Source organism: Pantoea cypripedii (genome assembly GCF_002095535.1).
Lineage (GTDB): Bacteria > Pseudomonadota > Gammaproteobacteria > Enterobacterales > Enterobacteriaceae > Pantoea > Pantoea cypripedii.
Map to the genome: position 1 here is coordinate 164995 of NZ_MLJI01000003.1, position 15861 is coordinate 180855.

Annotated in this window: 16 protein-coding genes; 12 read left to right on the plus strand and 4 right to left on the minus strand. The window is 56.4% G+C overall.

What is annotated here, in order from left to right; genetic code table 11:
• Positions 1–30 precede the first annotated feature (30 nt).
• Positions 31–822, plus strand: a complete 792-nt coding sequence (locus HA50_RS28815) for an AraC family transcriptional regulator (RefSeq protein WP_084880711.1) — start codon at positions 31–33, stop codon at positions 820–822.
• On the opposite strand, the gene HA50_RS28820 is transcribed toward HA50_RS28815, so the two are convergent.
• A complete protein-coding gene (locus HA50_RS28820; RefSeq protein ID WP_084880714.1) occupies positions 798–1436 on the minus strand; it encodes a LysE family transporter in 639 nt (212 codons plus the stop codon). The genes HA50_RS28815 and HA50_RS28820 overlap by 25 nt on opposite strands.
• Before the next feature lie 356 nt (positions 1437–1792).
• On the opposite strand from HA50_RS28820, the gene HA50_RS28825 reads away from it, so the two are divergent.
• The 6 genes from HA50_RS28825 to HA50_RS28850 all read left to right on the plus strand — a co-directional run bounded on the left by HA50_RS28825 (position 1793) and on the right by HA50_RS28850 (position 7029).
• Positions 1793–3034 carry an urea ABC transporter substrate-binding protein gene (locus HA50_RS28825; RefSeq protein ID WP_084880717.1) on the plus strand — a complete coding sequence of 414 codons (1242 nt, stop codon included), beginning with the start codon at positions 1793–1795 and terminating at the stop codon, positions 3032–3034.
• Between the two features lie 11 nt (positions 3035–3045).
• A complete protein-coding gene (locus HA50_RS28830; RefSeq protein WP_084880719.1) occupies positions 3046–3915 on the plus strand; it encodes a branched-chain amino acid ABC transporter permease in 870 nt (289 codons plus the stop codon).
• Positions 3915–4946: a branched-chain amino acid ABC transporter permease gene (locus HA50_RS28835; protein ID WP_084880722.1), complete on the plus strand. Its 1032-nt coding sequence runs from the start codon at positions 3915–3917 to the stop codon at positions 4944–4946. The genes HA50_RS28830 and HA50_RS28835 overlap by 1 nt, the downstream gene beginning before the upstream one ends.
• Positions 4943–5674: an ATP-binding cassette domain-containing protein gene (locus HA50_RS28840; protein WP_084880725.1), complete on the plus strand. Its 732-nt coding sequence runs from the start codon at positions 4943–4945 to the stop codon at positions 5672–5674. The genes HA50_RS28835 and HA50_RS28840 overlap by 4 nt, the downstream gene beginning before the upstream one ends.
• On the plus strand, positions 5667–6371 hold the full coding sequence (locus HA50_RS28845) for an ABC transporter ATP-binding protein (RefSeq protein WP_084880727.1): 705 nt from the start codon (positions 5667–5669) through the stop codon (positions 6369–6371). The genes HA50_RS28840 and HA50_RS28845 overlap by 8 nt, the downstream gene beginning before the upstream one ends.
• A gap of 106 nt (positions 6372–6477) precedes the next feature.
• Entirely contained in the window at positions 6478–7029 is a 552-nt protein-coding gene (locus HA50_RS28850; protein WP_084880730.1) for an ANTAR domain-containing response regulator, read from the plus strand.
• On the opposite strand, the gene HA50_RS28855 is transcribed toward HA50_RS28850, so the two are convergent.
• The 3 genes from HA50_RS28855 to HA50_RS28865 all read right to left on the minus strand — a co-directional run bounded on the left by HA50_RS28855 (position 7030) and on the right by HA50_RS28865 (position 10489).
• Positions 7030–7965 carry a helix-turn-helix domain-containing protein gene (locus HA50_RS28855; protein WP_084880733.1) on the minus strand — a complete coding sequence of 312 codons (936 nt, stop codon included), beginning with the start codon at positions 7963–7965 and terminating at the stop codon, positions 7030–7032.
• 119 nt (positions 7966–8084) lie between these two features.
• Positions 8085–9482 carry an amidase gene (locus tag HA50_RS28860; protein ID WP_244193716.1) on the minus strand — a complete coding sequence of 466 codons (1398 nt, stop codon included), beginning with the start codon at positions 9480–9482 and terminating at the stop codon, positions 8085–8087.
• A 104-nt stretch (positions 9483–9586) separates the two neighbouring features.
• Complete coding sequence (locus HA50_RS28865; protein WP_084880738.1) at positions 9587–10489, minus strand: LysR family transcriptional regulator; 903 nt, start codon at positions 10487–10489, stop codon at positions 9587–9589.
• A gap of 99 nt (positions 10490–10588) precedes the next feature.
• On the opposite strand from HA50_RS28865, the gene HA50_RS28870 reads away from it, so the two are divergent.
• From HA50_RS28870 to HA50_RS28890, 5 genes are all read left to right on the plus strand, one after another.
• A complete protein-coding gene (locus tag HA50_RS28870; protein ID WP_084880740.1) occupies positions 10589–10978 on the plus strand; it encodes a carboxymuconolactone decarboxylase family protein in 390 nt (129 codons plus the stop codon).
• 326 nt (positions 10979–11304) lie between these two features.
• The gene (locus tag HA50_RS28875) at positions 11305–12480 is read left to right on the plus strand and encodes an SfnB family sulfur acquisition oxidoreductase (RefSeq protein WP_084880743.1); all 1176 of its coding nucleotides are present in this window, start codon (positions 11305–11307) and stop codon (positions 12478–12480) included.
• A gap of 9 nt (positions 12481–12489) precedes the next feature.
• Positions 12490–13680 (plus strand): SfnB family sulfur acquisition oxidoreductase, encoded by a 1191-nt coding sequence (locus tag HA50_RS28880; protein WP_084880745.1) that lies wholly within the window; start codon positions 12490–12492, stop codon positions 13678–13680.
• Positions 13677–15038, plus strand: a complete 1362-nt coding sequence (locus HA50_RS28885; protein WP_084880748.1) for an LLM class flavin-dependent oxidoreductase — start codon at positions 13677–13679, stop codon at positions 15036–15038. The genes HA50_RS28880 and HA50_RS28885 overlap by 4 nt, the downstream gene beginning before the upstream one ends.
• A 23-nt stretch (positions 15039–15061) precedes the next feature.
• Positions 15062–15859 carry a MetQ/NlpA family ABC transporter substrate-binding protein gene (locus HA50_RS28890; protein ID WP_084880750.1) on the plus strand — a complete coding sequence of 266 codons (798 nt, stop codon included), beginning with the start codon at positions 15062–15064 and terminating at the stop codon, positions 15857–15859.
• Positions 15860–15861 lie beyond the last annotated feature (2 nt).

The following is a 15861-nucleotide window of genomic DNA, read 5'->3' on the forward strand; positions in this document are numbered from 1 at the left end:
AGGCTCTCTTCATGTAATGGGTCCGGATTTGTGTCGCTGAACGCTTCTGAGTGGTTAAACCGTAATGGTATTGAATGTTCCCGCGTCACCGCCAGTGACAGCGGTTTTCCGCGCCATTTGCATGATGAATATGTGATTTGCGCCAATCTGAGCGGTCGTGAAGCGATCTGGCTGGATGGTAAAGAACATGAGGTGATGGCCGGACAGGTAACGGTTTACAATCCGGCATCGATTCAGGCGTCAGCATTCAGCCTGGAACCGGTGAGTTTTATTAGCGTGCATCTGCCGCAGTCGGTGCTGCGCAACGTGGTGGCGCAGCAGGGGTTGCGCAGCACCAGTGAGGCACCGGTATTGCGTGAGGGGGCGTATGACGATGCGCGGGTGTTTGCCGCCATTTGTCGCTATGCAGATACGGCGCAGCAGGATGATGAACAGCTGCTGATGTGGTTATGTGGCGAGTTGCTGGATGATCAAGCCAGCTGCCAGCAGGGCGATGCACAGCTTATCGCTCAGGTGAAAGATCTGCTGCGTGCTGAGCTAAGCGTGAAACCGCAGTTGGATACGCTGGCGCAGCAGGTCGGTCTCAGTAAATACCATCTGGTGCGGCGTTTTACTCAACTTACCGGTATGCCACCGCTGCAATATCATATGCAGCTGCGTTTGCATCATGCGCGTGATTTGTTGCGGCGGGGTGTGCATCCCCAGGAGGCGGCGCTGCAACTTGGCTTTTACGATCAAAGCCATTTTATCAACGCATTCCGCAAGGTGATGGGCACCACGCCGCATCATTACTCCCATCAACTAAGGATAAATTCCCGATAGCCAGAGCTGAGCACATAGACAGCGAAGTAACAGAAAATCAGCGCTGAGGCGAGATAGGAATACTTCAGCAGGCGTTGTCCCAGCAGTTTCCCACCCATACTGCCCACCAGACATAACACGCAGGTCCAGAACACTCCGGCGATAAAGAAACCGCTCAGGAACCATGAGGTAGAACCGGAATTTCCGTGCCCCATGCGTGAAATCAGTGCACCACCGACGCTGGCAAACCACAGAATGGCGGTGGGGGATGACAGTGCCAGCATCACGCCACGGCTGAATTCACGTATCAGTGAACGTTTTGGTTGTTGCTCAGACATATTGATCGCCGTGACCGAACGCCAGGCCGCCAGCAGCATTTTGACCGCGAACCAAATCAACAACAGTCCACCACCAATCCACAATACCCAGCGTACCGCCGCAAACTGCAACACCACCGCCATGCCCGCCAGTGCCAGCAGCGCATAAATCAAATCGCCAATGCAGGTGCCAATCCCCAGCCAGAAACCGTGGAAATAACCGCGCTGCATCGCCAGGGTGATCATGGCGATATTCGCCAGACCGATATCGAGGCACAACGACAAACTCAACAGAAAACCATTGGAAAACTGCAACATAGTTAAACACGCATCCCGCGCTGCTAAGAGTGGCGCTATTTAACCACGTTGTCGTTTGCGGGTATTGGAAAGAATTGCGCATGCACCGTTGTGGTGCCAAATGCCGCGTAAATGTGCAGCAGCCATAAAATAATCATTCTGTCTGGTATCACAACTCGCGAATATTCTTAGCGGGTCGGGAAATGTAAACACTGGCCTGGTTATTGCTTCCTGAAATTATTGCCCCAGCGTTGTGGCAATCTCATCTTTTTAATGCAGACAGCGTTGTCTGCCAGCTGCTGGTTTCACCCTGTCCGGTTCTCCCGGAAACCCATTCTGTTGTTCTTACTGACTCATAACTTCTTTCAGAGGGTGCTATGGCTATTAGTCGTCGTTCATTTCTTCAGGGATCTGCATTATCGGCATTAGGTGTGGCTGCGGGCGTTGCACCGAAAATCAGTTTTGCGGCGGACAATAAAGACGCCATCAAAGTGGCGACCATTCTCGATCTTTCCGGTGGTCTGGATATCTACGGTAAACCGATGTCCAACGCCATCAATCTGGCGGCCGATGAAATCAATGCTGCCGGGGGCTTACTGGGTCGTCCGTTACAGATGATCAATTATGATGCCCAATCCAATATGCAGCTGTATGCGCAATACGCGCAGCAGGCGGCGTTAAAAGACAAGGTCTCCGTGGTGCACGGTGGAATTACCTCGGCCTCGCGCGAAGTTATTCGTCCGGTACTGGACCGCTTCCGCACGCTCTATGTCTATCCGACGCAATATGAAGGCGGCGTGTGTGACCGCAACTATTTCTCAACGGGGTCTACACCGGCGCAAACCGTGGAAAAACTGGTGCCCTACGCGATGAAGAAATGGGGCAAAAAAGTCTATGTGCTGGCGGCTGATTATAACTATGGCCAGATCGTCTCCGCCTGGGTGAAAAAGTCGGTGCACGATAACGGCGGCGAACTGATGGCGGTGGAGTTCTTCCCGCTCGATGTCACCGACTTTGGCGCTGCCATCTCAAAAATCCAGAGTGCGAAACCGGATATGGTGTGGTCGGCATTGGTGGGTGGCGCGCATATCTCCTTCTATCGCCAGTGGCATGCGGCGGGTATGAGCGGCAAAATCCCGATCGCATCAACGGTATTCGGTGGGGGTAACGAACACATCATCCTGTCACCGGAAGAGAGCAACGGCATCCTGGTGGCGGCCAACTATATGCAGGAGATCGCCACCCCGGAGAACCAGGCCTTTGTGCAGAAATTTCATGCCAAATATGGTGCCAATACGCCCAATATCAGCGACCTGGCAATGGGGGCTTATCAGGGGATGCTTGTCTGGGCGGAAGGGGTGCGCAAAGCCGGTGATGTTGACCGCATGAAGGTGATTGAAGCGCTGGAATCGGGTATTAGCGTGACCTCGCCAAGCGGCAAAGTCACGGTCGATCCGGCCACGCATCACTGCACGCTGGATGTGCACATTGCCGAAGTCGAAAACCATCAGATGAAAATCCTCGAAACCTTCACCGATCAGCCACCGAGCGATACCGCGATGGTGTGCGATCTGAAGAAAAACCCGCGCGATACCAAACAGTATCAAATCGAGCTGTAACAGGAGCCACTATGGATCTGTTAATTATCTACGGCATTGAGGTGCTCAATGCTATCGCGGTGCTGATTATCATGAGCCTTGGTCTGGCGGTGGTGTTTGGCATGATGAAAATCGTCAATATGGCGCATGGCGAATTTATGATGCTCGGTGGCTATAGCGCGATTCTCGCCACCAACCGCCTCGGCCTGCCCATCTGGGTAGCCATGCTGGTGATTGCCCCGCTGGTGGTGGGGCTGTTTGGCATCGTGATTGAGCGTGTCATTATTCGCCACCTCTATGGCCGGATGATTGACACCATGCTGGCAACCTGGGGATTGAGTCTGGCACTGATCGGTGCCGCGACCATGGTATTTGGCAACACCACGCTGGGTATCAGTTCACCGTTACCCAGCGTTAGCATCGGTAGCTACAGCACCAGTGGCTATTCGCTGTTTACCATCGTGTTTGCCTTGTGTCTGGTCGGTGGGTTGTGGCTGTTGCTGCGCTTTACCACTCTCGGCCTCTGCGCCCGCGCCACCATGCAGAACGCGCGCATGGCGGCGGCGCTGGGCACCAATCCCGGCAAAATATATAGCCTGACCTTCGGCCTCGGCGCGGCGCTCTCCGGGCTGGGCGGTGCGCTGCTGGCCCCGATCACCGGGGTGATTCCCACCATTGGCATCAGTTTTATCGCGAAGGCGTTTATCACCGTGATTGGCGGCGGCAGCGCCATCATCGCCGGGACGCTCTCCTCATCCACCCTGTTTGGCACCATCTCCCAGCTGGCAACCTACGCCTGGACGCCGGTATTTGGCGCAGTGGCGTTGTTGCTTAGCGCGATTGTGCTGCTGCGTCTGCTGCCGCAGGGCATCACCGGACGCTTCTTCAGGAGGTCGCTGTAATGAAACTGATTGCTGAACGGGTGCAAATCATCGTGGTCGCGCTGGTGGTGATGCTGGCGGCGTTTTGGCTGTCGGGCGCGCTGGAGCTGTATACGCTGCTGTCGGTGACAGTTTTTCTGGTGATGGGACTGCTGGCGCTCAGCCTGGCGTTTATCTGGGGGTATGGCGGCATTCTGTGTTTTGGTCAGGCGGCGTTTTTCGGTCTGGGTGCTTATACCTACGCGATATGCGTCATCAACTGGGGCGACTCCACCTGGGCGGTGGTGATGGCAGTTCTGCTGCCGACGCTGTTTTCGCTGCTGCTTGGGTATGTGATTTTTTATGGCGGCGTGAGCGATGTGTATCTTGGCGCGATTACCCTGGCTGTCAGCCTAGTGCTGTTTAACTGGGTAAACTCCACGGCGGGCAGTGAATACCATATTGGTCAGGCGCTGCTGGGTGGCTTCAATGGTATTCCGTCGGTGCCCACCCTTAATCTGCCATTCCAGCCTGATGCGATTTTGTCACCGGAAGCGATCTTTATGGTGACAGCGGGTTGCCTGGCGCTGTGCTATGCGCTGCTGAAATTCATCCTGCTGAGCCGCTTTGGCAAAACGGTGGTGGCGATCCGGGAGAACGAACAGCGTGCAGGTCTGCTTGGTTATAACGTTCCGGCCCACAAGCTGGCGACCTTTGCCATCGGTGCGGCCATCGCCGGGCTGGCGGGCTGTCTGTACGTTAACTGGGGCGCATTTGTCAGCCCTGGCGTGTTCAGCATCAGCCAGTCAGCGCAGATCATCATTTGGGTGATTGTCGGCGGGCGCGGCACGCTGATCGGTCCGGTGATCAGCTGCATTCTGTTGCAGTGGATGGTCACACGACTCGGTGCGCAGCAGACGGTAGACGTCAACCTGGTGCTGGGGGTGATTCTGGCAGTCTTTGTGCTGCTGATCCCCGGAGGCATGTTGCCAACGTTACAACGGCTGGGGCGGCGTAAGCGGCAAGCCGCAGCGCAGACAAACCCACCGCAGGTCAGCGAGGTGAAACAATGAACGCGCCGGTATTGTTACAAACCCGCAAGATGGGCGTCAGTTTTGGCGGGGTCCATGCGGTGAAAGAAGTGGATTTCACCCTGCACGAGGGCGAATTACGTTGCCTGATTGGGCCGAACGGCGCGGGTAAAAGCACCTTCTTCAAGATGCTGAGCGGGCAGGTGACGCCGAGCCGGGGTGAATGCCGCTATCGCAATCAGGTGATCTCCGGTCTGCGTCCGTGGGCCATTGCGCGTCTGGGTATTGGTATCAAGACCCAGGTCCCCAGCGTGTTCGAAGGGTTGAGCGTGCGCGAAAATCTGTGGCAGGCTGCGGCGAATAAACTGGCTAAAGCGGAGGTGCCTGCCGCCATTGATCGTGTGTTGCAGGATATCGGACTGGCGCATCTGGCAGACGCCACCTTAGCGGAGCTGGCACACGGCCAGCGGCAATGGGTCGAATTGGGGATGATCCTGATCTCCCGCCCGCAGCTGGTGTTGCTGGATGAGCCAGCCGCCGGGATGACGCACCACGAGGTGCGTAAAACTGCCGAACTGATTAAAGCCATCAATCAACAAAGTACCGTGGTGGTGGTGGAACACGATATGGAGTTCATCAGCATGATCGCGCAGAAAGTGACGGTGTTTAATCAGGGGGCGGTGCTGGCGGAAGGGAGTTTCCGCGAGGTAACCCGTAACCCGCTGGTCAAAGAGGCGTATCTCGGCAACGTGGAGATTAAACATGCTTGAAATTAAAGAGATGGTCTCGGGTTATAACAAGATTCCGGTGCTGCATTTGGCTGATCTGTTTGTCGGCGCAAAATCGTTTACTGGCGTGCTGGGGCGCAACGGTATGGGGAAAACCACACTGCTGCGTACCATCATGGGAGAATTGCCCGCCTGGCAGGGGCGTATTGCGCTGAACGGTATCGATATCACCGCTTATCAGGCGCATCAGCGGGCTGCGGCGGGGATTGGGTTTGTGCCGCAGGGGCGACAAATCTTTCCCTTGCTGACGGTTGAAGAAAACCTGCGCATGGGGTGCGTGAAGCATTTCTCGCGCGCCGGGCAGATTATCGAGCAGATGCTGGAGATTTTCCCGCGTCTCAAGCGGCTGCTGGCCCAGCCGGGAGGGGCCTTGTCTGGCGGTGAACAGCAACTGCTGGCGCTGGCGCGTTGTTTATGCGGCCAGCCGCAGTTGGTGTTGCTGGATGAGCCAACTGAGGGGATTCAGCCGAATATTTGCGAGGAGATTATTGAGACGTTGCAACGGCTGCGCCATGAGATGGATATCTCAATTATCCTGGTGGAGCAGGATATTGAGTTTCTGTATGCGCTGGCGGATCAGATCCATGTGATTGAGAAGGGAGAGATTATTCACCACATCGATCCGCGAACTACCTCAAGCGCCAGTATTGCGGAGCAGTTTTTAGGGTTTCATGCCTGATGGGCGAACCGGGCTGTCCCATCTGACACAATCTCCGACCGCCACAACAAAGCAGCCACCGTACGGGTTGCTTACTGTAATGCTTTCCACTCCATGAGGGTGAAGCATGACTGAGCAATCTTTAATGGCGACGCTGGCGGGCGTGCGGCTGCATCTTTTCCATCCTGATGCCCAGAGTGTCCGCGCGTTCTGTGCTTCGCTGACGCAGCTGGGTTGTCAGGCACAGCACAGCTGGCCGCTGCCGACCCACGCACCTGATGATGTGCAGCTGGTGATTGTCGCGGTGGAGCCTCATTACCGACAATTGCTCCAGCCGCTGATGCGTGCCTGGCGGCAGGCAAATATCCCGGTGATCGCCCTCGCTGATTGCCACAATGCCCGGCTATTTCCCTTGTTAATCGAGCTGCAACCGACCGCTATCGCCGAACGTACCCTCAATCCGTTTGCGTTAATTGTGCAGATGATCGGCACGCTACAGGCTGTCAGACGGCAGGTAAAAGGGAAAAGTGAACGTCTGACCCAGGCGAAAGGCATTCTGATGCGCGAATACGGGCTGGATGAATCAGGTGCCTACCGTTTTATGCGCAGCGAAGCGATGAACACCCGCAGCAGCATGGAATATACCGCCGAGCGGGTGATCAACAGCCTGCAAAAGTAATCAGCTCTGTGGCTGACGGATCAAACTGCTGGGGGTGTAACCAAAGGCTTTACGAAACGCCAGGCTGAAGTGCGACATATCGCTAAAACCGTGATCCATCGCTACCTGGGTGATATTGCGTGCTTTGCCCTCGGCCAGCGCTTTGTGGCTGGCCTGCAAGCGCTCCTGCCAGACAAAATTCATTGGCGTGGTGCCATGGGCGGCAAATACCCGGCTGACGGTGCGTGGCGAAACATGATGTGCATTGGCGATTTGCGCTACGGACAAATCATGCTCGTGCAGATTCAGCCGCAAAAAACTCACCATGCGCGAGAAAAGATCCGGTCTTAACGCATCATCGCTTTTCTGCAAATTGAGGCTGACGGAAATCATATTCAGCAACGTGTTGGCGAATTGTTCCGTGAGAAAGGCATTCTCGCGCTCGGCGTTAAAGGAGAAGGTTTCGGTGAGCATTTGCCTGAGCGACAGCATGCCCGGACGGGTGAGGTCCAGCGCTTTTCCCGCCAGCCGGGCGATGGCCGGGGCCTCTTTTTCAATCATCGGACGGGGCAAATGGACGATATTGATCGCGACATTGTCCATCGCGAAATCAAACGGCGTGGCAGCATCATAAATCACCACATCCCCGGCACTGACGTGTGAATGATTGTCGTTCTGACTGAGCGTGCCGGAACCGCTACAGATATAGCCAAGATAGAAATCGTGATTAGGATGGCGGCGAATGCATTCACGGGTGCGTTGCCACACCAGCGCGGTACGGGAAATATGGTTGGCGATATCCACATGTCCCAGCATCGAGTAACCAAAACTCCCGGAAAATTCCCCGCTATGGGTTTGTCTGGCTTCAGCTTTGATCAGTCGTGAACATACCGCATCACGCCAGGCATCAAAGCGATGACGGTTTTCCAGGTTATCGGTGGTGAAATTTTCTTTCATGACAACGTCCCCTAAACATGGCGAAAAGGGCGGCAGTGGGAGAAATAAAGCAATTTTTGGGCCATGAAAGCGACAAAAAAAGCCGCCGCGTCGGGGCGCGGCGGGAAACCGGGAGAGTTTTACAGAGCCGGATGTTTTTTATGCCAGTCGGTAACCTGTTGATAAGCCCACGCGCCCTGAATCATGGTGGCTTCTGCAAAGTGGGCGGCTACCAGCTGGAAGCCGATAGGCGCACCGGCCGCGGTCATGCCGCAGGGCAGCGTGATGGTGGGGTGGCCGCTGGCATCGAATGCACTGGTATAGCGCAGCACGCCGTTAAACAGTGCCTGATCGGTGCCAAAACGGGTCATGGTGTCCCAGGTTAATCCGGCGAAGGCGGTGGCGGGGGCCAGAATGAGATCGACTTTGCTGAACAGGGCAGAGATATCCCCGCGCAGTGCCGCACGGCTAAGCAGCAGGCGTTGATATTCCAGCGCCGTGACCTGATGTCCGAGGTCCAGTAACCCCGCGAGGCCCGGACCGTATTTCTCTTTCTGCGCCGGGTAGGTTTCTTCATGCGCCAGCGCGGTTTCTACCGCGCACAGGGCGCTCCATTCAGCGGCGGCTTTCTCAGTATCCGGCATGGTGATATCGACAAAGGTGGCACCAAGTTCGCTTAGCGTGGCAATGGCCGACTGCAACGCGGCGCGGGTGTCATCATCCACCTGATCCAGCGACCAGGCTTTATCAAGGCCGATACGCAGTTTGCTGACGCCGCGGGTCATCAGTGCCAGGTAGTCCGGCACGGGTTCACTGCTGGAGGTGGGGTCTTTCTCATCCCGTCCGGCAATCGCCTGCAACATCGCGGCGGCATCTGCGGCGGAGCGTGCCATCGGGCCAATATGGTCGAGCGACGCGGCCAGTTCACAGGCACCGTGCCGGGTGACACGGCTCCAGGTGGGTTTGATGCCGGTCAGGCCGTTGGCGTTCGACGGGAAGCGGATCGAGCCGCCGGTATCGGTCCCTATCGCGCCGTAGCACAGACCCGCAGCGGTGGCGACGCCGGAGCCACTGGAGGAGACGCCGGTCCACAATGCCTCACCCCATGGATTGGTCGGGCGGGTGATCTCCGGATGGTGATCGGCGAAGGCGCTTTCGGTTTGCGTCAGTTTGCCCATGATCACCGCGCCGGCCGCACGGAAACGCTCCACCACCGTTGAGTCTTCCGCCGGATAGTGATCTTTGTGGATGATCATGCCGTGGCTGGTGGGCGCGTCTTTGGTCCAGATCAGATCTTTCAGTGCGATGGGCACCCCATGCAGCGGGCCACGTAGCGTGCCGCTGGCAATCTCGCTATCCGCTTCGGCGGCCTGTTTTAACGCGCTTTCACGCATCAGGTGAAAATAGCTGTGCAGCGTTTTGTCCAGCGTATCGATACGCGCCAGCAGGGCGGTGGTGACCTCAACCGAGGTGATTTCACGCGACTGAATCAGGCGGCCAATTTCCAGCAAACTTTTGTAGTGCAGGTTGTTCATCATGCGCTTCCTCGCAGAAAAATGTGGATGAACAACAACGTAAAGCAGACGTGTCAGCCTGGCTTTGTTAAGCCGGACAACCGCTGTGCCAGGAGTGACAGGAGATGTCAGGTAAGAATCAGCGATTGGCTGAGGTGTTGACGCAAATGTTCAACGTAATAGCGAATTTTTGGCAACTGCTGCCGATCCGCAAAGGTGAGGAGATGCACGGGTTTACCGGGCGTGGTTATGTGGCTGAACAATTCAATTAATCTTCCGGATCTTACATCCTCAGCCAGCAACACTTCGGGTTGCATGATAATGCCCGCGCCGTTCAGTGCAGCCTGGCGTAGCGCTTCGCCATTGTTCAGCGACATCACCAGCTTGACTGGCACCGAGAGCGATTTGCCTTCCTCAATAAACTGCCAGGCACTACTGGCGAGGGGATGAGCATAGCCAAGGCAGCGGTGCTCAATAAGCTGCGAGGGATGTTGCGGCACGCCGTAAGTGGCCAGATAGCCGGGTGATGCACAGACCAGGGAACGATAGTGTGCTAAGGGGCGGCCAATCAGGGAATTAACCTGTTCAGGCTCGCCGATTTTCAGCATGACATCAATACCTTCCTCTGCCATGGCGACGGCTCTGTCACTCAGGCGCATATCCAGCGTGACGTCGGGCCAGGCTTGAAGAAACTGTGCATTCAGCGCTGATAATACATGGACTCCCAGGGTGACCGGGCTGGCAATCCGCAGCAGTCCGCGCGGGCGTTGGTGCAGGCTGGAAGCGAGAGATTCCGCCTCATCGATATCCGTCAGAATTTGCTGGCAGCGCTGATAGTAGTCGTGACCAAAATCGGTCAGGCTTTGGCGTCGGGTGGTGCGGTTCAGCAAACGAACACCGAGATAGTTCTCCAGCCCCTTGATGTGCAGACCAACCATCGTACTGCTGATGCGCATCTCCTCGGCAACCGCGGTGAAACTGCCTCTATCCACCACGCGCACAAAAACCGCCATACTTTCCAGCTTGTTCATGATTACAAAGTTTCCTTTGATAGTGATGCAAGTTTTTTGCTGTTTTTCGAAGTTTAGCATTGAGTTTAAATCAAGGCTTCACGCTACCGGAGAAGAATGATGATCACGCAACCTGAATTACGTCAGCGCGGCCTGGCGCTGTTTAATGAACTGTATGGCAATGGCGCCGGAGAGGCGCTGCGACAGGATATGGCGGATATCTGCCCGGATTTCACTGACATCAGCATTGAATGGGCGATGGGAGGCATTATGAGTCGTGCGGGCCTTGATCCCATTACGCGTGAGCTGGTGGTGATTGCTTCCTGCGTCACGCTGGGGCATACGGTGCCGCAGCTCAAAGCTCATACCCAGGCAGCGCTCAATGCCGGAGCCAGCCGTGAGCAGATTATTGAAACCATTTTGCAATTGCTGTTTTATGCCGGAGGGGCAGCGGTGCGTAATGCGCTGGTGCATGTGCGGGAAATCCTCAATAGCCCGCAAGATAAATAAACTTGCGGGTATGGTAGCGGCGCGATTTATCGCGCTGTTGTTTTTGTGCGTAAACTTAAGGGCGCGCGATAAATCGCGCCGCTACAGTTTTATGTGAAGTTGATATATATGTTCTGCCATTACTTAGCGATATTTCTTCTTAAGAAAAAGATTATCGTTATTACTATTAAGATGCACGTATCTGCTCCTGGAATAAAAGTTATCTCAATAATGAAAACCCTTGTGCGGATATAGCATAACCGCGCTATTTACTTGTTTTATACCCGCTGCTTATTATCGCTTCCATCCGGTTATTTCCCCCAGATTCGCCAAAAGTGAAATAAATCATGACGAAAATATTGAGTAATGACGCTGAAGCGCTTGATGCTGCACGCCATCTGGCGGAGCAGGCTAAAGCGGGCGCGGTTGAGCGCGATCAGCAACGTATTTATCCCACTGCCTTGTTGAATCAATTCACCCAGCTGGGACTGGGCAGTATCAGTGTGCCGCGCCAGTTCGGCGGGGCCGGTTTATTATTCCGGACCGTGGCGGAAGTATTCCGCCTGATTTCTGCCAGCGATCCGTCGCTGGGACAAATTCCACAAAATCATTTCGGCCTGATTCAATTCATCCTCGGTGAAGGAACACCAGAACAGCAGCAACGTTTGTTAAGTGCCGTGGTCAGTGGCAAGCGGCTGGGCAACGGTGGACCAGAAAAAAATACCCGTCATACCCGTGATGTGCAGGCACAACTAGTGACAACGTCACAGGGATTGCAACTGACTGGCGAGAAATTCTACTCCACCGGGGCGTTATTCGCCGACATCCTGGTGACGACCGCGATTCATGATCAACGGCCGGTGATGGCGTTTATCCCGCAGCCCGCCACAGGGGTGGAGATTGTCGATGACTGGTCGGGGATGGGGCAACGCACCACCGCCAGCGGGACGGTCCGATTGCAGCAAGTGGCGGTGGATCCCCAACTGGTGATGCCGTTGCCAGCGCCGGAAAAACCTACGTTGCGCGGCGCAGTCTCACAACTGATTCAGGCGGCTATTGATGCCGGTATCGCCCAGGGGGCGCTGGATGATGCGCTGGTGTTTGTACGCAGCAGCTCTCGTCCGTGGGTGGATGCCGGTGTCACCCGCAATGCAGACGATCCCTACATCATTGCCGATGTTGGCCGCCTCAGTACCGAGCTGACGGCGGCAAATGCCTTGCTGGCACGCGCTGCACAGGTGCTGGATAGCATCGATCAACAATCGCTGACGGCGGAAAATTGTGCACAGGCATCGATAGCGGTCGCTGAAGCCAAAGTGCTGACCACCGAAGTTGCGCTGCGCGCCAGTGAAAAGTTGCTCGAATGGGGTGGCAGCCGCGCCACTTTGCTGCGGCATGGCCTCGATCGCCACTGGCGTAATGCGCGCACTCACACCCTGCACGATCCGGTGCGCTGGAAAACCCATGCCATTGGCAACTACTACCTCAATGCCGTGCTACCGGCACGCCATGCCTGGATTTAAGGAACAACCATGACGCAGGTTCAGCCCAAACAGCCCGCTGCGCGCCTTGCTGATGCGCAACAGGCACTGGCGACAGCGCAGCAACTGGCAGCGCAATATCGGCGCGATGCCGCGCTGCGTGACCGCGAACGCCAGTTGCCCCATGCTGAGTTACAGCAGTTTTTTGCTGCTGGCCTGGGGGCGATTACTGTGCCCCGGGCCTATGGTGGTATAGCCATCCCCTCGGGATTACTGGCGCAGATTGTTGCCATTGTCAGCGAGGCGGATGCTGCCATCGGCCAGGTGCCGCAAAATCACTTCTACGCGCTGGAGGTGCTGCGCGTTAACGGCAGCCCGACGCAGCAGCAGCGCTTGTATGACGAAGTGCTGGCGGGCGTGCATTTGGGTAATGCGCTGGCGGAGTTTAGCTCCCCAACGGCGCATCAGCGCAGCACGCGCATCGCGGCTGGGCGGCTCAATGGTAACAAGTTTTACGCCACCGGCGCGTTATTTGCCGACCGTATCCCCACCGCTGCGCGCGGTGATGACGATAAAGAACAACTGGTGTTTGTCCCGCGCCATCAGGCGGGCGTCAGCGTTATTGATGACTGGAGCGGCTTTGGTCAACGCACCACCGGCAGCGGCAGCGTGCAGTTTGTGGATGTTGCGGTCAGTGCCGACGATGTGGTGCCATTCCAGACCGCTTTTGAACGACCCACGACGGTTGGCCCCTTTGCCCAGATCCTGCATGCGGCCATTGATCAGGGCATCGCGCGCGCAGCTTTTAACGACATGCTGGATTTTCTGCGGCAGCGGGCGCGTCCGTGGCCGGACAGCGGTGTTGAACGTGCCGTTGACGATCCGCTGACGCTGGATCGCACCGGACGCCTCGCGGCACGCTTATCCGCCGGTGATGCGCTGCTTGCGCTGGCGGGCGATGCTGTCGATAGCGCACAACAGCAACCTACGGCAGAAAGCGTGGCCACGGCCTCAATCGAGGTGGCGAAAGCACGCGCGTGGACCACGGAAGTGGCGCTGGAAGCCGGTAATTTGTTGTTTGAACTGGGTGGCTCGCGGGCCAGTCTGCGTGAACACAATCTTGATCGTCACTGGCGCAATGCGCGCACCCATACCCTGCATGACCCGGTGCGCTGGAAATATCCGGCGATTGGTAACTACCTGCTGAATGGCGTGTTACCGCCGCGTCGGGGGACATTATGAGCCACAAGCAGATTCTGCTGAACGCTTTCAATATGAACTGCGTCGGCCACATCCATCACGGCATGTGGACGCATCCGCAGGATCGTTCCATTGATTTCAATTCACTGACCTACTGGACCGATCTCGCCCGTCTGCTGGAGCGCGGCTTATTCGATGGCATTTTTATCGCCGACATCCTTGGCGTCTACGACGTTTATCAGCAGAGTATTGATCTCACGGCCAGCGAGTCGATCCAGTTGCCGGTGAACGACCCGCTGATGCTGGTTTCCGCGATGGCGAGCGTCACGCAACATCTGGGTTTCGGCGTCACCGCCAACCTGAGCTATGAAGCGCCATACGCTTTTGCCCGCCGTCTCTCAACGCTCGATCATCTGACGCAGGGGCGCATCGGCTGGAACATTGTCACCGGCTATCTCGATAGCGCCGCCCGCGCGATGGGCCAGCGCCAGTTACTGGACCACGATCGCCGTTACGATCAGGCCGATGAGTTTCTGGATGTGGTGTATCAGCTGTGGGAAGGCAGCTGGCAGGACGATGCGCTGGTGGTGGATCGGCAACGACGGTTGTATGCCGATGCGCAGAAAATTCATCAGGTAAACCATCAGGGCGAGTTTTACCAGGTACAGGGTTATCACCTGAGCAGCCCGTCGCCACAACGTACGCCGTTGTTATTTCAGGCGGGTAGCTCGGCGCGGGGTATGCAGTTCGCGGCACGCCATGCCGAATGCAGTTTTGTTAACGCCAGCTCCCCGGCAGCGATGCGTCAGCAAACCCAGCGGCTGCGTCAGGCGGCAGTGGATGCCGGGCGACTGGCTGAGGATATGCGCATTTTTATGGGGGTCAGCGTGATTGTCGCCCCCACCGAACGCGAAGCGCAGGAGAAACATCGCAGCTACCTCGCCTATGCCAGCCCGGAGGCGGGGATCGCTCACTTCTCCAGCTCGATTGGCATGGATCTGGCCGCTTTTGGGCTTGATGAGCCGATCACCAGCGGCGACACGCGGGCGATTGAGTCGGTAAGTAAAGCCTACAGCGGCTGGACGCGTCGGCGGCTGCTGGAACAACACGCGATGGGCAGCCGTTATCCGCTGGTGATTGGCACCCCGGCACAGGTGGCTGAGCAACTGATCAACTGGATCGACGAGGGGGATATTGATGGTTTTAACCTGACGCGCATCCTCAATCCACAAAGTTATCAGGACGTTATTGATTTAGTGGTGCCGGAACTTCAGCAGCGTGGACGCTATAAAACCGCCTATCAGCCTGGTTCACTGCGTAAAAAGATTTTTCAGCATCAGGACCGTCTGCCCGATCGCCATCCGGCGGCACGCTGGCGGCCTGATACCAACCTTCGTTAATTCATGAACCTCAGGGAATTGCTATGAAAATTGCGTTAAAACTGGCCGCCGCGTTGCTGGCTGTGAGTTCCGTGGCGAGTGCTGCTAATTACAGCGGCCCGTTAAAGGTCGGCACTACGGCAGCCTTTGCGCCGCCGCTGGAAACCGCCGTTGCTGAAGCGAAAAAACAGGGGCTTGATGTGCAGCTGGTAGAGTTTACCGACTGGACCGCACCGAATGTCAGCGTGGAAAATGGCGATATCGATGTCAATTTATTCCAGCACAAACCTTTCCTCGAAAATGCCAACAAAGAGGGCGGTTTCCATCTGGTGCCTTACGCGCCCGCCATCATCAATAACATCGGCCTGTACTCAAAAAAACATACCTCGCTGGACCAAATCCCGCAGGGCGGCACGGTCGCCATTGCCAATGACCCGATTAACGGCGCACGCGGTCTGCTGCTGTTGCAGAAGGCCGGGTTGATTACCTTAAAACCCGGCGTCGGCCTCAAAGCCACCGTTGATGATATCGCCAGCAACCCAAAAGATTTGAAGATTATCGAAGTCGAGGCGGTGCAGCTGTCGCGCTCACTGGATGAAGTTGACCTCGCGCAGGGCTATCCGCACTACCTGCGCCTGGCGAAAACCATCGATCCGGAAAAAGCCTTGCTGTTTGATGGCCTGGAACACCCGGAGTATGTCATTCAGTTCGTGATTCGTGATGGTCATCAGGACGACCCGCGTCTGGCGAAATTCGTTGATATTTACCAGCATTCGCCGGTGGTGCGCGCCAAACTGGACAGTTTCTACGGCAAGCTGTACCAGCCTGGCTGGAGCCAGTAAGC